The following is a 17,669-nucleotide window of genomic DNA, read 5'->3' on the forward strand; positions in this document are numbered from 1 at the left end:
ACCCTCCTCTCAGATTTCTGTCCTAACCATCCTGCTACTTTCACCAAAGCCGCTGGAAAAAGCGTAAATTGCCGCCTGATTGATGAGTAATGTAACAGAGCCGCATGACGCTTCCCCTATCTTCTTCCTTATTTGACGACGAGGTAACTACTTTTGCCGATTTGATCCTTCCCGTACCTATCCCGAAGCTCTTTACCTATAGAGTTCCGCGGAATATGAGCGAGATGATCAAGGTAGGCGCGAGGGTTATTGTCCAATTTGGGAAAAATAGGGTGACCACGGCTATTGTCGCCAAACTACACCCCCACCCGCCTACCGACTACCAGGCCAAGTACATCCTGGAACTCCTGGACGAAGAGCCGATTGTGACGCCCCATCAGCTGGAGCTGTTCAGCTGGATGGCCGACTACTACCTGTGCAACATCGGGGAAGTAATGAACGTGGCGCTCCCTTCGGGCCTCAAGATCACGAGCCAGTCAAAGGTACAGTACAACCCGGACTTTGACCATCCCCAACTTCTGACCGAGCAGGAAGCAGTAATCCTGGAAGAGATCAAGAAGCATCAGGCCTTGTCGTACGAGGAGGTAGCCCGACTGATAGAGCAGACCAATGTAACGGCTATCATCAAATCGCTGGTGGGGAAGCGGGCTGTAATCATATTTGAAGAAGTAAAAGAAAAATATACGCCTAAAGTAGCCCGGAACGTACGCCTGTCGGCGCAGTATGCTACTCCCGACGCCATAAACGCCCTGGTATCGGCACTAGAAAAGCAGCCCAAACAGCAGGAAGTCTTACTGAAGTACCTCAGCTACGTACCGGTCCTGAACAACCCGGACCTCAACCAGAAGGGGCTGGACAAAGCCATATTTAGGCAGGATGATGGTCTGTCGGATTCGGCCCTGCAGACCCTGCTCAAGAAAGGCGTATTTGAGCAGTTCGAAACCATCATATCCCGCTTTGCCGATCTGCCCGCTACTCCGGGCAAGGAAATCAAGCTCACCGAAACCCAGCAACTGGCCAGCAACCAGATCCAGGAGCACTTTCAGGACAAAGAGGTCGTACTGCTGCACGGTATCACCGGTAGTGGTAAGACCGAGGTATTTATCAGCCTTATCAAACAAGCCCTCGAAAGTGGTACGCAGGTACTGTACCTGCTGCCCGAGATCGCCCTTACGACCCAGATCGTGGTACGTCTCCGGAAGGTATTCGGCGACAGCATGGGTATCTACCACTCTAAGTTTTCGGACAACGAACGGGTAGAGGTCTGGAAGGGTATTCTGGACGGGAAGTTCCAGTTTGTGGTGGGGGTACGCTCTGCGGTATTTCTGCCCTTCGACAACCTGGGACTGATCATCGTGGACGAAGAGCACGAAACGTCTTATAAACAGCAGGACCCCGCTCCGCGCTACCACGCCCGCGACGTAGCCGTAGTAATGGCCTACATGCACAAGGCCAAGGTGCTGCTGGGTTCGGCAACGCCTTCGCTCGAGAGCTACTACCACGCCCAGAACGGCAAATACGGCCTGGTCGAGATGTTTCAGCGCTTCGGCGATGCCGCTCTGCCTGAATTTGTACTAATCGATACCAAGCTGGAGAAGAAGCAGCGCAAGATGAAGGACGAGTTTTCGTCGGTGCTGCTGGAGTACCTGGCTCATAACCTCAAGAATAGTGAGCAGACCATCCTGTTCCAGAACCGCCGTGGCTACTCGCCCTATCTCCAGTGCGAAGAGTGCGGCTGGATATCGGAGTGTCACAACTGCGCCGTAAGCCTCACCTACCACATGCGGGCTGCCGAGCTACGTTGCCACTACTGCGGCCATAAGGAAGAGGTTCCCCGCACCTGTCCGGCCTGCGGCTCTACCAAAGTCAAGACCATCGGCTTTGGGACCGAGAAGATCGAAGACCAGCTCAACCTGATCTTCCCGCAGGCGCGTATCCAGCGCATGGACCTCGACACTACCCGGGCCAAGAACGCCTACCAGCAGATCATCCAGGACTTCGAAGCGGAGCAAATCGACATCCTGGTAGGTACCCAGATGATCTCCAAAGGCCTCGACTTCGACAACGTAAGCGTAGTAGGCATTTTCGACGCCGACCGCATCATCAACTTCCCGGAATTCCGGGCTTCGGAGCGGGCCTTCCAGATGCTCACCCAGGTCAGCGGGCGCGCCGGCCGCCGGGCCGGTAAGCCGGGGAAGGTACTTATACAGACGGCCAACCCGCACCAGTCCCTTCTCAATAAGATTATTGAAGGCGATTACAAAGGGATGTACGACAACGAAATCCTGGAACGGGAGCAGTACGGCTATCCACCCTTCACACGACTTATCAAGCTGATAGTCAAGCACGCAGACCACGATACATCACACCGGGCGGCCGAGCAACTGGCTGAAAAACTAGTCGCTCAACTGGGCCGAAGCCGGGTACTGGGGCCCGAACCTCCACTGGTCGAGCGGGTACGGAATCAGTTTTTGTTTGATATTCTCATCAAACTTGAAAGAGAAAAGATTAATTTTAAGGCCGCAAAGTCATTCATTCAGGAAAAAGTAACAGATATTCTGACCGACAAGACCCTGAAGAATATCAATGTAGTGATTGACGTAGACTGTACATAGGTCTTGAAACTCACTCAACCAACTTATTCATTGCGCATCTCAAATTGCTATATTAAACTGTATGTCTTCTAAAAAAACGAAAATAGTTGCTACCGTCGGCCCAACGTCGGAGTCAAAGGAAATGCTGTTCGCTTTGGCGAAGGCTGGTGTTAACGTATTTCGCCTTAATTTTTCGCACGGTACTCATCAGGACCACCTGCAGCGCCTCAACCTGATCCGGGAAATAAATGAAGAACACGGACTGAATCTCTGCGTTCTGCAGGACTTGCAGGGACCTAAGATCCGGATTGGTAATGTAGCCGAGAAAGAAGGTGTAGTTATCGAAGCCGGCAACAGACTGGTATTTACCAATGCCGACGTTATCGGTACTGCTGAGCGTGTAAGTACTCCTTACGATGGGATGTACAACGACGTGAAGATAGGTGACCGTATCCTGCTGGATGACGGAAAGCTGGAAGTACGCGTAACCGGTACAGAGGGCACCGACGTAGTAACAGAAGTAGTATATGGTGGCTACCTGAAGTCAAAAAAAGGGGTAAACCTGCCTAACACGAAGGTATCAATGCCATCGGTAACCGAGAAAGATTTTGAAGATCTTGAATTTGGACTGGCTAATGATGTAGAGTGGATCGCGCTATCGTTCGTTCGTGAAGCTTCGGACATCGTGAAGGTGAAGGACTACATCCGTATGAAAGGTAAGGAGACCCGCGTAGTAGCTAAGATCGAAAAACCCGAAGCCGTAGCTAACATTGACGAGATCATTGAAGCTACCGATGGAGTAATGGTAGCCCGTGGTGACCTCGGGGTGGAGCTTCCGGCCGAAGAGGTACCTATGATCCAGAAGATGATCGTAGAAAAATGTAACAAGGCTGGTAAGCCGGTAATCGTAGCTACCCAGATGCTCGAGAGCATGATCGAGAGCCCCCGCCCTACCCGTGCGGAGGTAAACGACGTAGCTAACTCAGTACTTGACGGAGCCGACGCGGTAATGCTAAGCGCCGAGACTGCCTCTGGTAAGTATCCCCAGCTGGCCGTTGAGAACATGACACGGACTATCGAGCAGGTTGAGCTTAATTCAACCAGCATCTACTTCCGCTACCACGCTTTCGTTAACGAAAAGCCTGGTATAGATCAGCTCAACGATAACGTAGTAATGAGCGCCTGCCGCCTGGCCCGCGATACCAAGGCGAAAGCTGTGATCGGTATCACCCGCTCTGGCTACACAGCCTTCCGGTTGTCACACCACCGTCCCAAGGCCAACCTGCTCATCTTTACTTCTGACAAGAAACTGATGAACATCCTGGGACTGTACTGGGGTACCAAGGTATTCTACTACGACCGCGACGAGAACGTATCTACTGACGACCTGATCGATGATATCAAGCGTATCCTGATCGAAAAGGGCGAGCTTCAGAAAGGCGATATCTTCATCAATACGCTGAGCATGCCTATCGCGAAGAATCGTAAGACCAATGCGCTTAAGCTGAGCGTAGTCGAGTAGCTGTTTGAGATTAGGGCCAATGTTTGCGACTAACCGCAGAATAGCCTTATTTTTTAGCTAGAAATTCTTCATAAATATATAGAACAAAGGCCGCAGAACCCGATTCTGCGGCCTTTATTATTTTTGAATCTAAAATAACTAATATTATAGTTGTAAAACTAAAACAATAGTCATATCTTCACGTTAGTACATTGTAATAGTATTACCAACCTGAACTATACAAATGGAAATTAGATCATTAACACGCGCCGAAGAAGAAGTCATGCTCATCCTGTGGCAACTGGAGAAGGGCTTCGTCAAGGATGTACTGGCTGAGATGCCTGAGCCAAAGCCTGCTTATAATACAGTATCCACCATTGTCCGTATTCTGGAAAAGAAGGGCTTTGTGGGCTATACCGCTTACGGCAAAACCCACGAATACTACCCGCTCATCAGCCAGGCGGAGTACAAGCGCCACGAGACGCAGCAGCTTCTGGAAAACTACTTCGATAATTCGCTCCCCCAACTGGTATCTTTTTTCATGAAGGACAACCAGCTCAATACAAAAGACCTGGACGAGATCATTAAGCTGATCCAAAGCAAAAAGCCGGAGTAGCGGCTCTAACCTAAACCTGATACCCTATGGAAACGCTCATCTATATTGGTCAGGTAAGTCTGTACTGGCTCCTGTTGTATGCCTGCTACTGGCTTTTCCTGCGCCACCATACGTTCTTCCGCTGCAACCGTGCCTACCTGCTGGGCTCGCTGCTGACGGCATTTCTACTGCCTCTGGTACAATACCCCGAAGCAGCACCCGCCCTGCCCGTTGTGTATACGGTATCGGCTCCGGTGCTGGTAGTACAGGCAACAGCGCCCTCCCCTTCCCTCTTTACCTGGATGAACCTGCTGTGGCTCGCCTACGCCGGTGGAGTCCTGGTTATGGGCTGGAAGCTGAGCCGCTACCTGATTGAACTGATCCGGTTTATGCGACGTAGCGAAGCTATCGAGATGGAGGGATACACGCTGGTACTATTGGATGATGACGGGCGATCCGGCGTTCCGGTTGGCTCTTTTTCGTTTCTGAACTGGGTGGTACTGAGCCGCAGCGACTATGAGCACCACTTTGATACCATCCTTACTCATGAGCTGGCGCACGTACAACAGCGCCATAGTCTGGATATTCTGCTGGTAGAGGTACTTCGGGTCTTGTTCTGGTTCAACCCGGTACTACTACTCTACAAGCAGTCCCTGCAGCAGGTACACGAGTACCTGGCCGACCAGCAGGCGCCCAACCGCGACCGCTACGCTGGCTTCCTTGTCTCTTACGCGCTGGGAACACCTGCCGCTCCCCTCGTTAATCAGTTCTTTAATTCTTCACTCCTAAAAGACCGAATCAAGATGCTATACAAAAATCCTAATTCGCGCTGGTCGCTGGGCAAGTACGTTGCCGTGGCCACTTTGACCGTTTTTGCGTCACTACTGGCTGCTAGTTGCGAACGCGACGCCAGCAAAGTAGAAGAGACCATACAGAAAGCACCCGCACAGGACGCGGCTACGGATAAGTCCTCCACAGAAGCCAACTCTGAAGTAAACGGCCCTATTTATACGGTCGTTGAAGAGCATCCCAAGTTTCCAGGTGGACTTGAAGCTATGTACAAATTCCTTGGCGAAAATATAAAGTATCCTGAGGCGGCCGTCAAAGCCAATGTTCAGGGAAAAGTATTCCTGGCTTTTGTAGTGTCGACAGAGGGAGAAATAAAGAATATACAAGTCCTGAAGGGATTAGGCTACGGAGCTGACGCGGAGGCGGTCCGGGTGGTTTCACAAATGCCTCGCTGGATCCCCGGTAAGCAAAGCGGCCAGCCGGTGAATGTAAAGTATAATCTGCCAATCAACTTCCAATTGGAGGATAAGACTAATCAGGCTCCCGCAATTCCAAAAGCGGATCAGTCTTCATCGGCCATCCAGGGAGACCAGCAGGGGGAGCCCCCTCTCTATGTCCTCAATGGAGTAATTCTGGAAAGTTTTGAAGACGTACAAGCCATTAATCCTAATGACATTGACGCGATGAATATCTTAAAAGATAAACACGCTACTGACAAATACGGGGAACGAGGCAAAGACGGAGTAATAGAGATCACTACCAGAAAAGCTAAATAGGTAGCATCGGGGACGAGGGAGCCGCTCACTGGTACAAAGCCACGCGTATGTGGAATCCAGGCAAGCAAAAGGGGCAGCTACCATTAGTAAACTGGCTAATAAGCCAGTACGCATTGAAGCATAGTTAGTGGCATCTACTATTCTAGTCTTCAATAAAAGGCGAGTTGTAAATGCTTTGAGAAGTTATACTATCCACACCACTACCTAAACTCAAGATCTATGGAAGCTATTGTATATATAGAGCAGGTGAGCCTGTACTGGCTCCTGCTGTATGCCTGCTACTGGCTTTTCCTGCGCCACCACACCTTCTTCCGCTGGAACCGCGCCTACCTGCTGGGCTCACTGCTAGCGGCCTTCCTACTGCCCCTGGTACAATACCCCGAAGCAGTTCCTGTCATACCCGCTGCTGTATATGAGGTATATCAGCTACCTATGGCGGTACCAGGTGAAATGACCGCTGCGACAACATCTACTAAGATAGCGCCTACTCCCCCCGCCGTACTAAGCTGGGAGGATGTGCTGTGGGCACTGTACGCGATGGGATTCGTATTTATGGGCATTCGCCTGTTCCGCCACCTGCGTAGCCTCTTCCAGTTTGTCCGGGAGGGTACCTCCATTCACATGGATGATTACACGCTGGTACTTAGTTCGAATAAGTCCGTCGGCTCCTTTTCCTTTCTAAAATGGATCGTTGTCAACCCCAACGATTACGAAAACCACTTAGATACCATCCTCAACCACGAGCTGGTACACGTCCGGCAGCGGCACAGCCTGGACGTGCTGCTGGTAGAGGTACTACGGGTCTTGTTCTGGTTCAACCCGGTGCTGCTCTTGTACAAGCGCTCGCTGCAGCAGGTACACGAGTACCTGGCCGATCAGCAGGCTCCCAACCGTGATCGCTACGCCGAGTTTCTGGTAGCCTACGCCCTGGATGCTCCCGTGACAGCTCTCAGCCATCACTTCTTTAACTCCTCCCTTCTGAAAAACCGGGTCAGAATGCTGTATAAGCATCGCAACTCCCGCTGGTCACTGGGTAAGTATGTGGTAGCCGTAGTACTGGTAGGAGCAACCGCTGTAGTAGCGAGTGGCTTCCGGTCTAACGATGGGTCCGGTAAAACCACAACCGATGAGCGCGTGCAGATTGAGGGTATTGTGGTAGGTACAGATGGCAGTAGGTTGGAAAGCGTTACGATCAAATCTGAGAACAAACGATTCAGGACCTTTACCGATGAAGAAGGCCAGTACCTCATCCAAGTACCTGTCGGTAGTAAACTGACCTTTGAAGCAGAAGGCTATAAAGCTGTAACCGTTCAGGTAGCCAGCTGGCAGATCATCAATACTACGCTGGCGCAGATTGGGACCACTGTTCCCTCCACCATAGAGCTTTCCCCTTCGATAAAGCGAGTGGAGGTATACGCCGATCCCGTTACGACTGGAGTGTTCAGGCTAATACCTACTCGTGGGCAAAGCGACAACTCCGCCTCCTCCAGCACAATCAGTGCAGATGAGGAATCACCACGATTTCCGGGCGGAGCCGAGGCACTTAGCGCCTACTTCAGCCAGCATGCCAACTACCCTAGCCAAGCACTAAACCCCAACGCTCAGGGCAAAGTATTGGTAAACTTTCTGGTTTCTTCCAACGGAGAAATTAGCGACGTAGAAGTGGTAAAAGGTCCCGGTTTCGGTCTTGAGGAAGAATCAGCTCGTTTAGTTGCATCTATGCCGACCTGGATACCCGGCCAAAGTGGGGGTAAGCGGGTAGCTATGCACTACCACCTATCCATTGACTGGCAGCTAGACCTCGATCCTGACAAAACCGGAACCAAGGAGGTACAGGTAAATGTGGGACAGGATAAGGCCAGCTATATTACTGTAAAATACTACAAATCTGGCGCCCGGAAAAGGTTTATGGGGTACTTCTGGATGTACGGTAAAGATACTCTATCCGAGAATGCACTCTATGTACTGAACGGCACTCCTATGAAGAGTAAAGATTTCATGAAAGAGATACCTATAGATGAATTTAGAGCGATCAATGTATTAAATAGCACCGTGGCCAGGGCGCTTTACGGAGAAAAAGGCGCGAACGGTGCAGTGCTTGTCATGACGACGAAGAACACAGAAAAAAAGCCATAACTCTATTCTACGCTATCCACACATCCACACCACCTACCTAAACTCTGCACGTATGGAAGCACTCTTATACATCGGCTAGGTGAGCCTGTACTGGCTCCTGCTGCAACCGTGATCGCTACGCCGAGTTTCTGGTCAGCTACGCGCTGGGAACACCTACCGCCCCACTAACTAATCACTTCTTCAATGCTTCACTCCTAAAAGATCGGATCAAGATGCTGTACAAAAATCCTAACTCCCGCTGGTCACTGAGCACCTACGCTGCCGTGGCTGTAGTAGCCCTGTTTGTGGCCCTGGTGGTCGCTAGTTGCGAACGTGATGTAGTACCTTCTAATAACCAAAAAGGAACAGCCACTAAGCATTCTACAAATGTAGAAGGCTTTGTAAGAGATCCAGAAGGCAAGCCCATACCAGGAGCTGTTGTGGTACTAAAAGGTAGTCAGAAAGGTACTACTACCGATGCCAAAGGGTACTTCAAAATGAGCGCTCCGGCTGGAATTGATGCGGCTGTGAATATCAGCTTTGCAGGTTATAAATCCGTAGAGTTGAAGTTTAATTCGAAATTTGAATTTGTAACATTCACAGTGTCCATGCCCCCAGGGGCCAGTACTGAAACAGTTACACCCACTTCCGTAGCGCAAATGCCTTCACGTACAGGAGATACCCTGAGAACAATAGTTCAGGCCTCCATAATCAATGGCCAGCCTGTTTTCTCCGTAGTTGAAAAAACACCTGAGTTTCCCGGAGGAATTACCGCCATGTATGAGTACCTCAGCCAGAACATGAAGTACCCGTTGGCCGCCACACGGGCCGGAGTACAGGGTAAAGTATTTATAAATTTTGTAGTGACTACCGAAGGCGAAATAAAGGATATCCAGATCCTGAAGGGCCTGGGCTTCGGGACCGACGAAGAAGCCGTACGCATAGTATCCGCTATGCCCCGCTGGCAGCCGGGTTCACAGGATGGTAAGCCCGTCAACGTACGCTTTAACCTGCCGATCAACTTCCAGTTGGGCAGCAAAGCTACTACTGGAGGTAATTAACAGAATCCTATATCTATACCCACACTATCTACCATGGAAGCGCTACTATACCTCGGGGAAGTAAGCCTGTACTGGCTACTACTCTACGCCTGCTACTGGCTGTTGCTGCGTAAGCATACGTTCTTCGGCTGGAACCGCGCCTACCTGCTGGGCTCACTGCTGACAGCCTTCCTATTGCCCCTGGTGCAGTATCCCGAGGCCGCTCCCGCCCTGCCCATTGTGTATACGGTATCGGCCCCGGCAGTGGTGGTACAGGCAACAGCCCCCTCCCCTTTCCTCTTTACCTGGCTGAACCTGCTGTGGGCCGTGTACACCAGCGGAGTCCTGGTTATAGGCTGGAAGCTGAGCCATCACATCCGGGAGTTGTTCCAATTCATCCGGGGCGGTGAAGCCATTGATATGGAAGGATACAAACTAGTACTAATGGACAATGATAGAGTCGGCTCCTTTTCTTTCCTGAAATGGATTGTTGTCAACCGCAGCGACTATGAGCACCACTTTGACGCTATCCTCAGCCACGAGCTGGTACATGTGCAGCAGCGGCACAGCCTGGACGTGCTGCTGGTGGAGGTACTACGAGTCTTGTTCTGGTTCAATCCGGTGCTGCTCTTATACAAGCGCTCGCTGCAGCAGGTACACGAGTACTTGGCCGACCAGCAGGCTCCCAACCGCGACCGCTACGCCGAGTTCCTGGTCAGCTACGCGCTGGGCGCGCCCGTGGCTACGCTCACTAATCATTTCTTCAATGCTTCACTCCTAAAAGACCGGATCAAGATGCTATACAAAAATCCTAACTCCCGCTGGTCGCTGGGCACCTATGCCGTCGTGGCCGTAGTAATCCTGTTTGTGTCTTTACTGGTGGCGAGTTGCGAACGTGATGAGGTAGTACCTCCTACAATGGGTAAGCAGGTCGAGGTCAGGCATAATGTCTGGGTAGAGGGAATTGTAAGAAATTCGGAAGGTAAGCCAATTGCGGGAGCCACCATAACCGTGAAAGGAGGATCCTCCGGTACTACTACTGATACAGAAGGGTACTTCAGAATGAGTGTACCCTCAAGTAGTAAATTAATAGTTGATTACGAAGGCCTCACAAAGATGGAAGTATCTATTGGCGCCAATTATAAGAGCAGCAGACTTAATATTATGCTGTCAGAAGAATTGAGTAGATTAGAGGAAAGAACAGAAGAACCTCCCAGAGAACAGATATCCACAATTGATGGTCAACCCATATTTACGGTAGTTGAAGAGCAGCCTGAGTTTCCGGGCGGAATTACTGCTATGTACGAGTACATAAGCCAGAACATGAAGTACCCCCCAGCTGCCGTCCGGGCCAAAGTACAGGGCATCGTATTTCTGAGCTTTGTGGTCACTACCGAGGGAGAAATAAGAGATATTCAGATACTAAAAAGTATGGGCTTTGGGACCGACGTAGAAGCCAAGCGTATAGTATCATCAATGCCTCTCTGGCAGCCGGGTATACAGAGCGGCCAGCCCGTCAACGTACGCTACAATCTGCCGATAAACTTTCAGTTGGATTAGAAGCCAAACCCCAGGAAACATAAACTGCACCTTTTTTCACACCAACCTACCATGGAAGCACTACAATACTTTGGGGAAGTAAGCTTATACTGGCTCCTGCTCTACGCCTGCTACTGGCTGTTACTGCGCCAGCATACCTTCTTCGGCTGGAACCGCGCCTACCTGCTCGGGGCTTTGCTGGCAGCCTTTCTGCTACCGTTGATTCAATATCCAGAGGCAGCTCCGCCCTTACCCGTCACCTACGCGGTGTCGGCTCCGGTACTGGTTGTGCAGGCAACTGAGCCTTCCCTATTCACCTGGATAGACCTGCTGTGGCTCGTCTACGCCGGTGGCGCTCTGTATACGGCCTGGCGGCTGAGCCGTCACATCCGGGAGTTGTTCCAATTCATCCGGGGCGGCGAAGCCATTGATATGGAAGGATACATATTGGTTCTGATGGATGATGACAGACGGTCCGGCGCTCCGGTTGGCTCCTTTTCATTTCTGAAATGGGTAGTACTGAGCCGCAGCGACTACGAACACCACTTTGATACTATCCTCAGCCACGAGCTGGTACACGTACAACAGCGACATAGTCTGGATATTCTATTAGTGGAGCTACTCCGCGTGTTGTTCTGGTTCAACCCGGTGCTGATCCTGTACAAGCAGTCCCTGCAGCAGGTACACGAGTACCTGGCCGACCAGCAGGCGCCTAACCGCGACCGCTACGCCGAGTTTTTAGTAGCCTATGCACTGGGTGCCCCCGTAGCTACGCTTACCAATCACTTCTTCAATTCATCACTGTTAAAAGACCGGATCAAGATGCTGTACAAAAATCCTAACTCCCGCTGGTCGCTGAGCACCTACGCTGCCGTGGCCGTAGTAACCCTGTTTGTAGCCCTGGCGGTCGCCAGTTGCGAACGTGATGTAGTACCTTCCACAAAGGGCAAGGATGTCGATACCGGAAAGCCTACCATGGTGGAAGGAATTGTAAGAGACGAGGCAGGTAAGCCTATCCCGGGAGCTATGATAGAAATCAAAGGCATGCAATCGGGTACCAGTACTGATTTAGAAGGGTACTTCAAAATCAGGGTTCCAGCGGCCAATGACGCCGCCCTCCACATTGGTTTTGCTGGATATAAAACGCAGGAGGTGAAGCTAAATCCCAAGTACAAAAACGTAACGCTAACTGTCTCTATGACTCCGGGGGCAAGTACCGAGATCAGCACCTCCCCGTCCGCTCAGGTACCATCGCGCACGGGAGACTCCTTAAAAACGGTTGTGCAGTCGTCCACAATCAATGGCCAGCCTGTTTTCTCCGTAGTTGAAAAAACACCTGAGTTTCCCGGAGGTATTACCGCCATGTATGAGTACCTCAGCCAGAACATGAAGTACCCGTTGGCCGCCACACGGGCCGGAGTACAGGGTAAAGTATTTATAAATTTTGTAGTGACTACCGAAGGCGAAATAAAGGATATCCAGATCCTGAAGGGCTTAGGCTTCGGGACTGACGAAGAAGCCATACGCATCGTATCAGGGATGCCTCGCTGGCAGCCGGGTTCACAGGATGGTAAGCCCGTCAACGTACGCTTTAACCTGCCGATCAACTTCCAGTTAGGTGGCAAAGCTACAACTGGGGGTAATTAACAGAATCCTATTTCCATACCCACACCATCTACCATGGAAGCGACTTACCTGCTAACTCAGTCTACCTTTTAAACAAGTTGTAAGCCCTGAACTATACCTATTCCCAATCTTTTCTAACCTACTACATACACTATGAAGTTTTTAGCGATTTGGGCGGCTGCAATACTAATCAGACTTTGTATAGAGCAGCCAACAGCCTTTCAGTCAAAAAACCTAATCAAAGTACAGGGGAGCTGCTATGATGTAGGGACAGGCGTAGACATTAAAGTGAAAGCCTTTGCTGTATTCAGTAAAGGGCAGCAACTGCTTGGCGAGAGTAATGATATAGGTACTTTCGATGTTCAGGTACCCGATTCAGCTCAGTACTTTCGGTTTGAGCGTCAGGGCTTTCAAACAGTGACGTTTCCCGTACATTTTAGCGGTGGAGCCGAAGGCAAGGCTCCATTTAAAATTAGTGTACCTATGAGCTCCGTAGACTCGCAGTCAATCCAGTTGGATAACCGGCTTTACCTGGGTTTTAATTTTCCAGACAGCCTGGATGTACAGGTGAAGGTAGTAAATGCAAGCAATCCATCCCGTTTTACGGAACTTAATTCAGGCCTGGCCAGAAGAATAGCGCCTTCTTTTTATCTACGGAATGTGCAACCAGATAGCTACCTCATCACAGCGTCTACAAAGGACGGACGACAGCTCCTAAGCGAGGAGGTACCAGTAGGTGCCGGATTTACGTTCAAAGAGCTGACTATTAAGGCACCCAATTCTGCTACTAGTACCTCTGCGCCTACCACTTCGTCATGGAAGCCTGTTGGTTCCGAGACACTGTATTTTAGTCAAAGCAGCTACGATCTGAGTACCGAAGTCAAGGAGCGGCTAAATACGATGGCGCGCTACCTGCGCGAGCAACCCGGACAGAAAGCTCAAATCACGGGCTACACAGAAGATGCCGGCCGCGAAGAACTTAACCAGACCCTTTCAGAGTACCGCGCCCGTACGGTAATGAATTATCTTAAGAGCCTGGGCGTGCCGGCCCGGCAGCTCTCAATACGATGGATGGGGTTCAACTCACCCGCTGCACCCAACGATACCGAGGAAAACCGTATGAAAAACCGGCGAGTGGTCGTGCAGTTTGTACAAGAGTAGAGTGCTTCTCTCTTTGTGTTAATGTCTTGTCCTAAAACAAATCGTCTTTACCCACACCATCTACCATGGAAGCGCTACGATACCTCGGGGAAGTAAGCCTGTACTGGCTACTACTCTACACCTGCTACTGGCTATTGCTGCGTAAGCATACCTTCTTCGGTTGGAACCGCGCCTACCTGCTCGGGGCTTTGCTGGCGTCGTTTGCGTTCCCCCTGCTTCAGTACCCCGAAGCCGCACCCGTAGCACCACAGGCAGTGTACGTGATGGCCGCGGTACCGGCAGTAGTCATTCGGCCGGAGGCCTCTGTTGTCAGTACCTCCGCTTCCCCCGACTGGTCCCAGCCCGACTGGACACAGTGGGTATGGATGGCGTACGCTATGGGAGTAGTAGGTATGAGTATGCGGCTATACCGGTACCTGCGTCGGCTGTTTAGGTTTATCCGGCAAGGGGAAACGATTGAGATGGAAGGCTACACGCTGGTCCTGATGAATAATGACTGCGTAGGCTCATTTTCGTTTCTGAACTGGGTGGTAATGAGCCGCAACGACTACGAACACCACTTTGACACGATACTGAGCCACGAGCTGGTACACGTACAACAGCGGCATAGTCTGGATATTCTGCTGGTGGAGCTACTACGGGCCCTGTTCTGGTTCAACCCGATACTGATCCTGTACAAGCGCTCCCTGCAGCAGGTACACGAGTACCTGGCCGACCAGCAAGCCACCAACCGCGACCGCTACGCCAGCTTTCTGGTGGCTTATTCTCTGAATACTCCGGTGGCGGTACTTACCAACCATTTTTTCAACTCATCACTCCTAAAAGACCGCATCCAGATGCTATACAAAAACCGTAATTCCCGCTGGTCGCTGGGTAAGTACCTCACCATACTGCCCCTGATCGGGCTGGTACTGATGCTCTCGGCAGCCCATGAGCGCCTCTCTTACTCTCTTAAAGAAAGTAATCCGGTGAGCATTTCAGCGAATACTCCTGCTGATATTCCCTCCCCGAATCTAAAAAATACCCTCCCGCTTATCTCAGAGCAGGAAGAAAAAACAACGGTAAGAGGTACCGTACTAAGTGCGCAAACTAACCAGCCTCTACGTGGTGCCCTTGTGGCTCTAGCTAGAAGCGGTCTTCCGACAAACGATGAAGGACAGTTTAAATTTGAAGAAGTACCCATACCCACTACCCTTACTATCAGTCATGTTGGATATCAAACAGTAAAGGTAAACGTAACAAAGAAAAACCAGGTACTGCGTGTGGTTCTGAAACGACAGGAGCAACCTCTGGATGAAATTGTGGTGACAACGTATCCAACAACAAAGCCTTACAATCCAATACATAGTAATCGGGAAGGGATACCTGAGCTTGTGGAACAAATGCCGGAGTTCCCGGGTGGAATACAGGAAATGTACAAGTACCTGGCCCAGAATATCCGGTACCCTGCGGAAGCCAAAGAGAAGCGGGTACAGGGCAAAGTACTGGTAAGCTTTGTGGTGGGTGAACGGGGAGCCATTCGTGACCCCAAAATAACGAAAGGCCTCGGCGCGGGTATTGACGAAGAAGCGCTCCGGGTGGTACTGAACATGCCTGCCTGGCAACCAGCCAAACAGGATCGTCGGCCGGTACCGGTAGTATATACATTACCTATTCAATTCACAATTGAAGAAGATGAAATACGGGAAAGCAAGGAAAAGCGGCAGGGCAGTGCTACCGGATTTCTAAATTATAAGCTGGATGATGCGGTGGATTTTATGCTACCAACCCGACTACCGGATAATATACCCATAGGCCTAAGTCCCATACATACTTCCAAAAGCAGCAGTACTATTGTTATCGAATCAGAAAATTTAAAGAAGGAGTAAAGAAGGAAATATGGGTAGTAAGTATATTGCTGCGGTATTACTAACCAAATAAACCACATCCATGAAAAGACAGCTTATGCTGCTGCTAGCCCTGGCCGGGCTCTGGACCCTGGCAGGTACCTCTGCCGCTTATGCTCAGTCGGAAGAAAAGGTATACACCGAGGTAGATAAATCACCAGAGTTTCCGGGAGGAGTACAGGAAATGTATAAGTTTCTGGCCCAAAATATCAAGTACCCAGCTGATGCTGCTCGAAAAAAAAAACAGGGAAAAGTCGTAACCACATTTGTAGTGGGCAAAGATGGTACGATCCGCGATATAAATGTTGAAAGTGGTGTTACCCGGGAGGTTGATCAGGAAGCTGTACGGGTTATTAAGGCAATGCCCAAATGGGTACCCGGTGAGCACGAAGGCCAACGGGTAGCTGTACAGTATACAATACCCATTAACTTCCAGATGCATTGAGATTAATCTTACATTAATGTAAAATAGCCACAGAGTAGAAAGTAGGAGACACAGCGTTATAATGTTCCAGTGGTCTTTCCCCTAGGGCTATTTTACTTTCCTCCTTTCAACCCTTCCTTCTTTCCTCCTTTTCTTCTATCACCCCCTATTCACCAGCTTTTCATAGTGATCAGAAGTCTGTAAGATTCCCGCGCTCTGCTCGTAGAACTCCGGTCCGGTGGGGTACACGCCTTTTACTGTTTTAGTCCAGCTGGCACCGGCTTTAGGGTGGTACGAGACCATCTGGTTCCAGTTCTTGTAGTACTGGTGTCCGTTGGTTTCCTGCAGGCCAATGTCCATGTTCGGGAAGGGAGCCAGTCGAGCGGCTACGCTCTTGTTCCAGTCGACCAGGATGGGATTAACCGTCAGGTCAGCGCAGAAGCAGGGAACTTTCTTCTCGTAGGCGTACTGGGCAATCTTCATAGTCATACTGAGGGTCTTAGCGATGGCTTTGACGGCAATGGCCGAATAGCCCTGCTCGATACGGGTGGCCGCGTCCTCCACGGTATGGGCGCTTTCATCGGCGGCTATCCGCACACCCATATCCCCGACGAAGGTTTCGTTCTCCTCGGCAAAGGGCTCTTCAATCACCGCGATCTGATCAAAGGCACCGATCTTTTTGGCCTGCTCCAGGAAGCGCAGCAGCGCTTCCTTCTTCTCGTAGCGCCCGTTGGCATCGAAGTAGTAGGGGATCTTGCCGCTCTTGGTGTAGGGTGTTTCGTAATGACCAATGGCCTTGTGCAGGGCCGTCATGAAGGCAATATCCTTCTCCAGCATCTCCTGCTGCGTACCCGCCGCGCCAGTTTTAAGCTTCATGATAAAGTACCCCTCGTCGGCCGCAGCCTTAAGCTTGCTCACCTCTGTACCCACGCTGAACGACGGTATACTCGCCACCTTGCTGTGCCGGTGCGACAAGCCGGGCCGATACGCGGCGGGTATCATATCATCAAAGCGCTTTATGCCATTCTGCTGGGCGTACAGCAGCCAGGCCGCGTTATCAACGGCCACGAGGGCATTGAGGGCAAAGGTTTTACGGAGATCAGGAGTACGTGTGATGGCCCGGCCGTAGGCCAGTACCTCGGGCAGGATGTCGTCCAAGAGCTTTACCGGATCGGTAAACGACTGACCGTTGATCAACTGAAGGGCGTGCTCCGTCATGGCATACATCAGGGCATTGCCTCCATTTTCGGAATGTTGCGCAAATACCCTTGAGTCGGACCAAAGTACGCTCTGGGTACCCAGGCCAATCTTACTGATGCCCGAATCGGCTTCCATGAAGGCTATACTCTGCCAGGCTTCGGTGATAGCGCTCCCTTTGAAGCGATAAGGGGTTAGGGGTTCGCGCTCAAAGTTAGAATCAACCCGCTTGATGCGGATCGGAGCAAATGATATCGGATCAGGTACCATTGTATCAGGGGCCATCGAAAGACCAGCCATACCCAGGGCCATCAGAGCCCCGCTGTTTTTGATAAACTCCCGGCGGTTGGTGGTCTGGCCCGTGTGCTGTGGATGGTTCATTGGCTTAGGTTATTGGTTTAGGTAATAGTTTAATCTAGTGTCGCC

At 50.9% G+C, this 17,669-nt stretch carries 12 protein-coding genes; 11 read left to right on the plus strand and 1 reads right to left on the minus strand.

The genetic code is table 11. The features are described 5' to 3' along the window. The first annotated feature begins 104 nt into the window (after window positions 1–104). The 11 genes from priA (at window position 105) to JUB14_RS15550 (ending at window position 16,067) form a co-directional block, all read left to right on the plus strand. On the plus strand, window positions 105–2,615 hold the full coding sequence (gene priA, locus JUB14_RS15500) for a replication restart helicase PriA (protein WP_207507246.1): 2,511 nt from the start codon (window positions 105–107) through the stop codon (window positions 2,613–2,615). Between the two features lie 61 nt (window positions 2,616–2,676). Beyond that, window positions 2,677–4,116: a pyruvate kinase gene (pyk, locus tag JUB14_RS15505; protein ID WP_207507247.1), complete on the plus strand. Its 1,440-nt coding sequence runs from the start codon at window positions 2,677–2,679 to the stop codon at window positions 4,114–4,116. Window positions 4,117–4,339: 223 nt separating this feature from the next. Further along, entirely contained in the window at window positions 4,340–4,711 is a 372-nt protein-coding gene (locus tag JUB14_RS15510; RefSeq protein ID WP_207507248.1) for a BlaI/MecI/CopY family transcriptional regulator, read from the plus strand. A 26-nt stretch (window positions 4,712–4,737) separates the two neighbouring features. Continuing rightward, a complete protein-coding gene (locus JUB14_RS15515; RefSeq protein ID WP_207507249.1) occupies window positions 4,738–6,255 on the plus strand; it encodes a M56 family metallopeptidase in 1,518 nt (505 codons plus the stop codon). A 219-nt stretch (window positions 6,256–6,474) separates the two neighbouring features. Further along, the gene (locus JUB14_RS15520) at window positions 6,475–8,391 is read left to right on the plus strand and encodes a M56 family metallopeptidase (RefSeq protein ID WP_207507250.1); all 1,917 of its coding nucleotides are present in this window, start codon (window positions 6,475–6,477) and stop codon (window positions 8,389–8,391) included. Window positions 8,392–8,603: 212 nt separating this feature from the next. Continuing rightward, window positions 8,604–9,431 carry a TonB family protein gene (locus JUB14_RS15525; protein ID WP_229367913.1) on the plus strand — a complete coding sequence of 276 codons (828 nt, stop codon included), beginning with the start codon at window positions 8,604–8,606 and terminating at the stop codon, window positions 9,429–9,431. Window positions 9,432–9,464: 33 nt separating this feature from the next. Beyond that, a complete protein-coding gene (locus tag JUB14_RS15530) occupies window positions 9,465–10,970 on the plus strand; it encodes a TonB family protein (RefSeq protein WP_207507251.1) in 1,506 nt (501 codons plus the stop codon). A 51-nt stretch (window positions 10,971–11,021) separates the two neighbouring features. After that, a complete protein-coding gene (locus JUB14_RS15535; protein ID WP_207507252.1) occupies window positions 11,022–12,596 on the plus strand; it encodes a M56 family metallopeptidase in 1,575 nt (524 codons plus the stop codon). Window positions 12,597–12,728: 132 nt separating this feature from the next. Beyond that, entirely contained in the window at window positions 12,729–13,736 is a 1,008-nt protein-coding gene (locus JUB14_RS15540; protein WP_207507253.1) for an OmpA family protein, read from the plus strand. A gap of 65 nt (window positions 13,737–13,801) precedes the next feature. Then, entirely contained in the window at window positions 13,802–15,604 is a 1,803-nt protein-coding gene (locus tag JUB14_RS15545; RefSeq protein ID WP_207507254.1) for a TonB family protein, read from the plus strand. A gap of 61 nt (window positions 15,605–15,665) precedes the next feature. Continuing rightward, window positions 15,666–16,067: an energy transducer TonB gene (locus JUB14_RS15550; RefSeq protein ID WP_207507255.1), complete on the plus strand. Its 402-nt coding sequence runs from the start codon at window positions 15,666–15,668 to the stop codon at window positions 16,065–16,067. Between the two features lie 138 nt (window positions 16,068–16,205). On the opposite strand, the gene JUB14_RS15555 is transcribed toward JUB14_RS15550, so the two are convergent. Continuing rightward, on the minus strand, window positions 16,206–17,624 hold the full coding sequence (locus tag JUB14_RS15555; protein ID WP_207507256.1) for a mandelate racemase/muconate lactonizing enzyme family protein: 1,419 nt from the start codon (window positions 17,622–17,624) through the stop codon (window positions 16,206–16,208). Window positions 17,625–17,669: the final 45 nt, after the last annotated feature.

The organism is Telluribacter humicola (genome assembly GCF_017355935.1).
Taxonomy (GTDB): Bacteria; Bacteroidota; Bacteroidia; order Cytophagales; family Spirosomataceae; genus Telluribacter; species Telluribacter humicola.

Excerpts from the sequence above, each read along its gene's own strand:
- JUB14_RS15555 (WP_207507256.1), bottom strand. The coding sequence starts at position 17,624 with ATGAACCATCCACAGCACACGGGCCAGACCACCAACCGCCGGGAGTTT.
- JUB14_RS15520 (WP_207507250.1), top strand. The coding sequence starts at position 6,475 with ATGGAAGCTATTGTATATATAGAGCAGGTGAGCCTGTACTGGCTCCTG.
- JUB14_RS15550 (WP_207507255.1), top strand. The coding sequence starts at position 15,666 with ATGAAAAGACAGCTTATGCTGCTGCTAGCCCTGGCCGGGCTCTGGACC.
- JUB14_RS15540 (WP_207507253.1), top strand. The coding sequence starts at position 12,729 with ATGAAGTTTTTAGCGATTTGGGCGGCTGCAATACTAATCAGACTTTGT.
- JUB14_RS15545 (WP_207507254.1), top strand. The coding sequence starts at position 13,802 with ATGGAAGCGCTACGATACCTCGGGGAAGTAAGCCTGTACTGGCTACTA.
- JUB14_RS15510 (WP_207507248.1), top strand. The coding sequence starts at position 4,340 with ATGGAAATTAGATCATTAACACGCGCCGAAGAAGAAGTCATGCTCATC.
- JUB14_RS15530 (WP_207507251.1), top strand. The coding sequence starts at position 9,465 with ATGGAAGCGCTACTATACCTCGGGGAAGTAAGCCTGTACTGGCTACTA.
- priA (WP_207507246.1), top strand. The coding sequence starts at position 105 with ATGACGCTTCCCCTATCTTCTTCCTTATTTGACGACGAGGTAACTACT.
- JUB14_RS15535 (WP_207507252.1), top strand. The coding sequence starts at position 11,022 with ATGGAAGCACTACAATACTTTGGGGAAGTAAGCTTATACTGGCTCCTG.
- pyk (WP_207507247.1), top strand. The coding sequence starts at position 2,677 with ATGTCTTCTAAAAAAACGAAAATAGTTGCTACCGTCGGCCCAACGTCG.
- JUB14_RS15525 (WP_229367913.1), top strand. The coding sequence starts at position 8,604 with ATGCTGTACAAAAATCCTAACTCCCGCTGGTCACTGAGCACCTACGCT.
- JUB14_RS15515 (WP_207507249.1), top strand. The coding sequence starts at position 4,738 with ATGGAAACGCTCATCTATATTGGTCAGGTAAGTCTGTACTGGCTCCTG.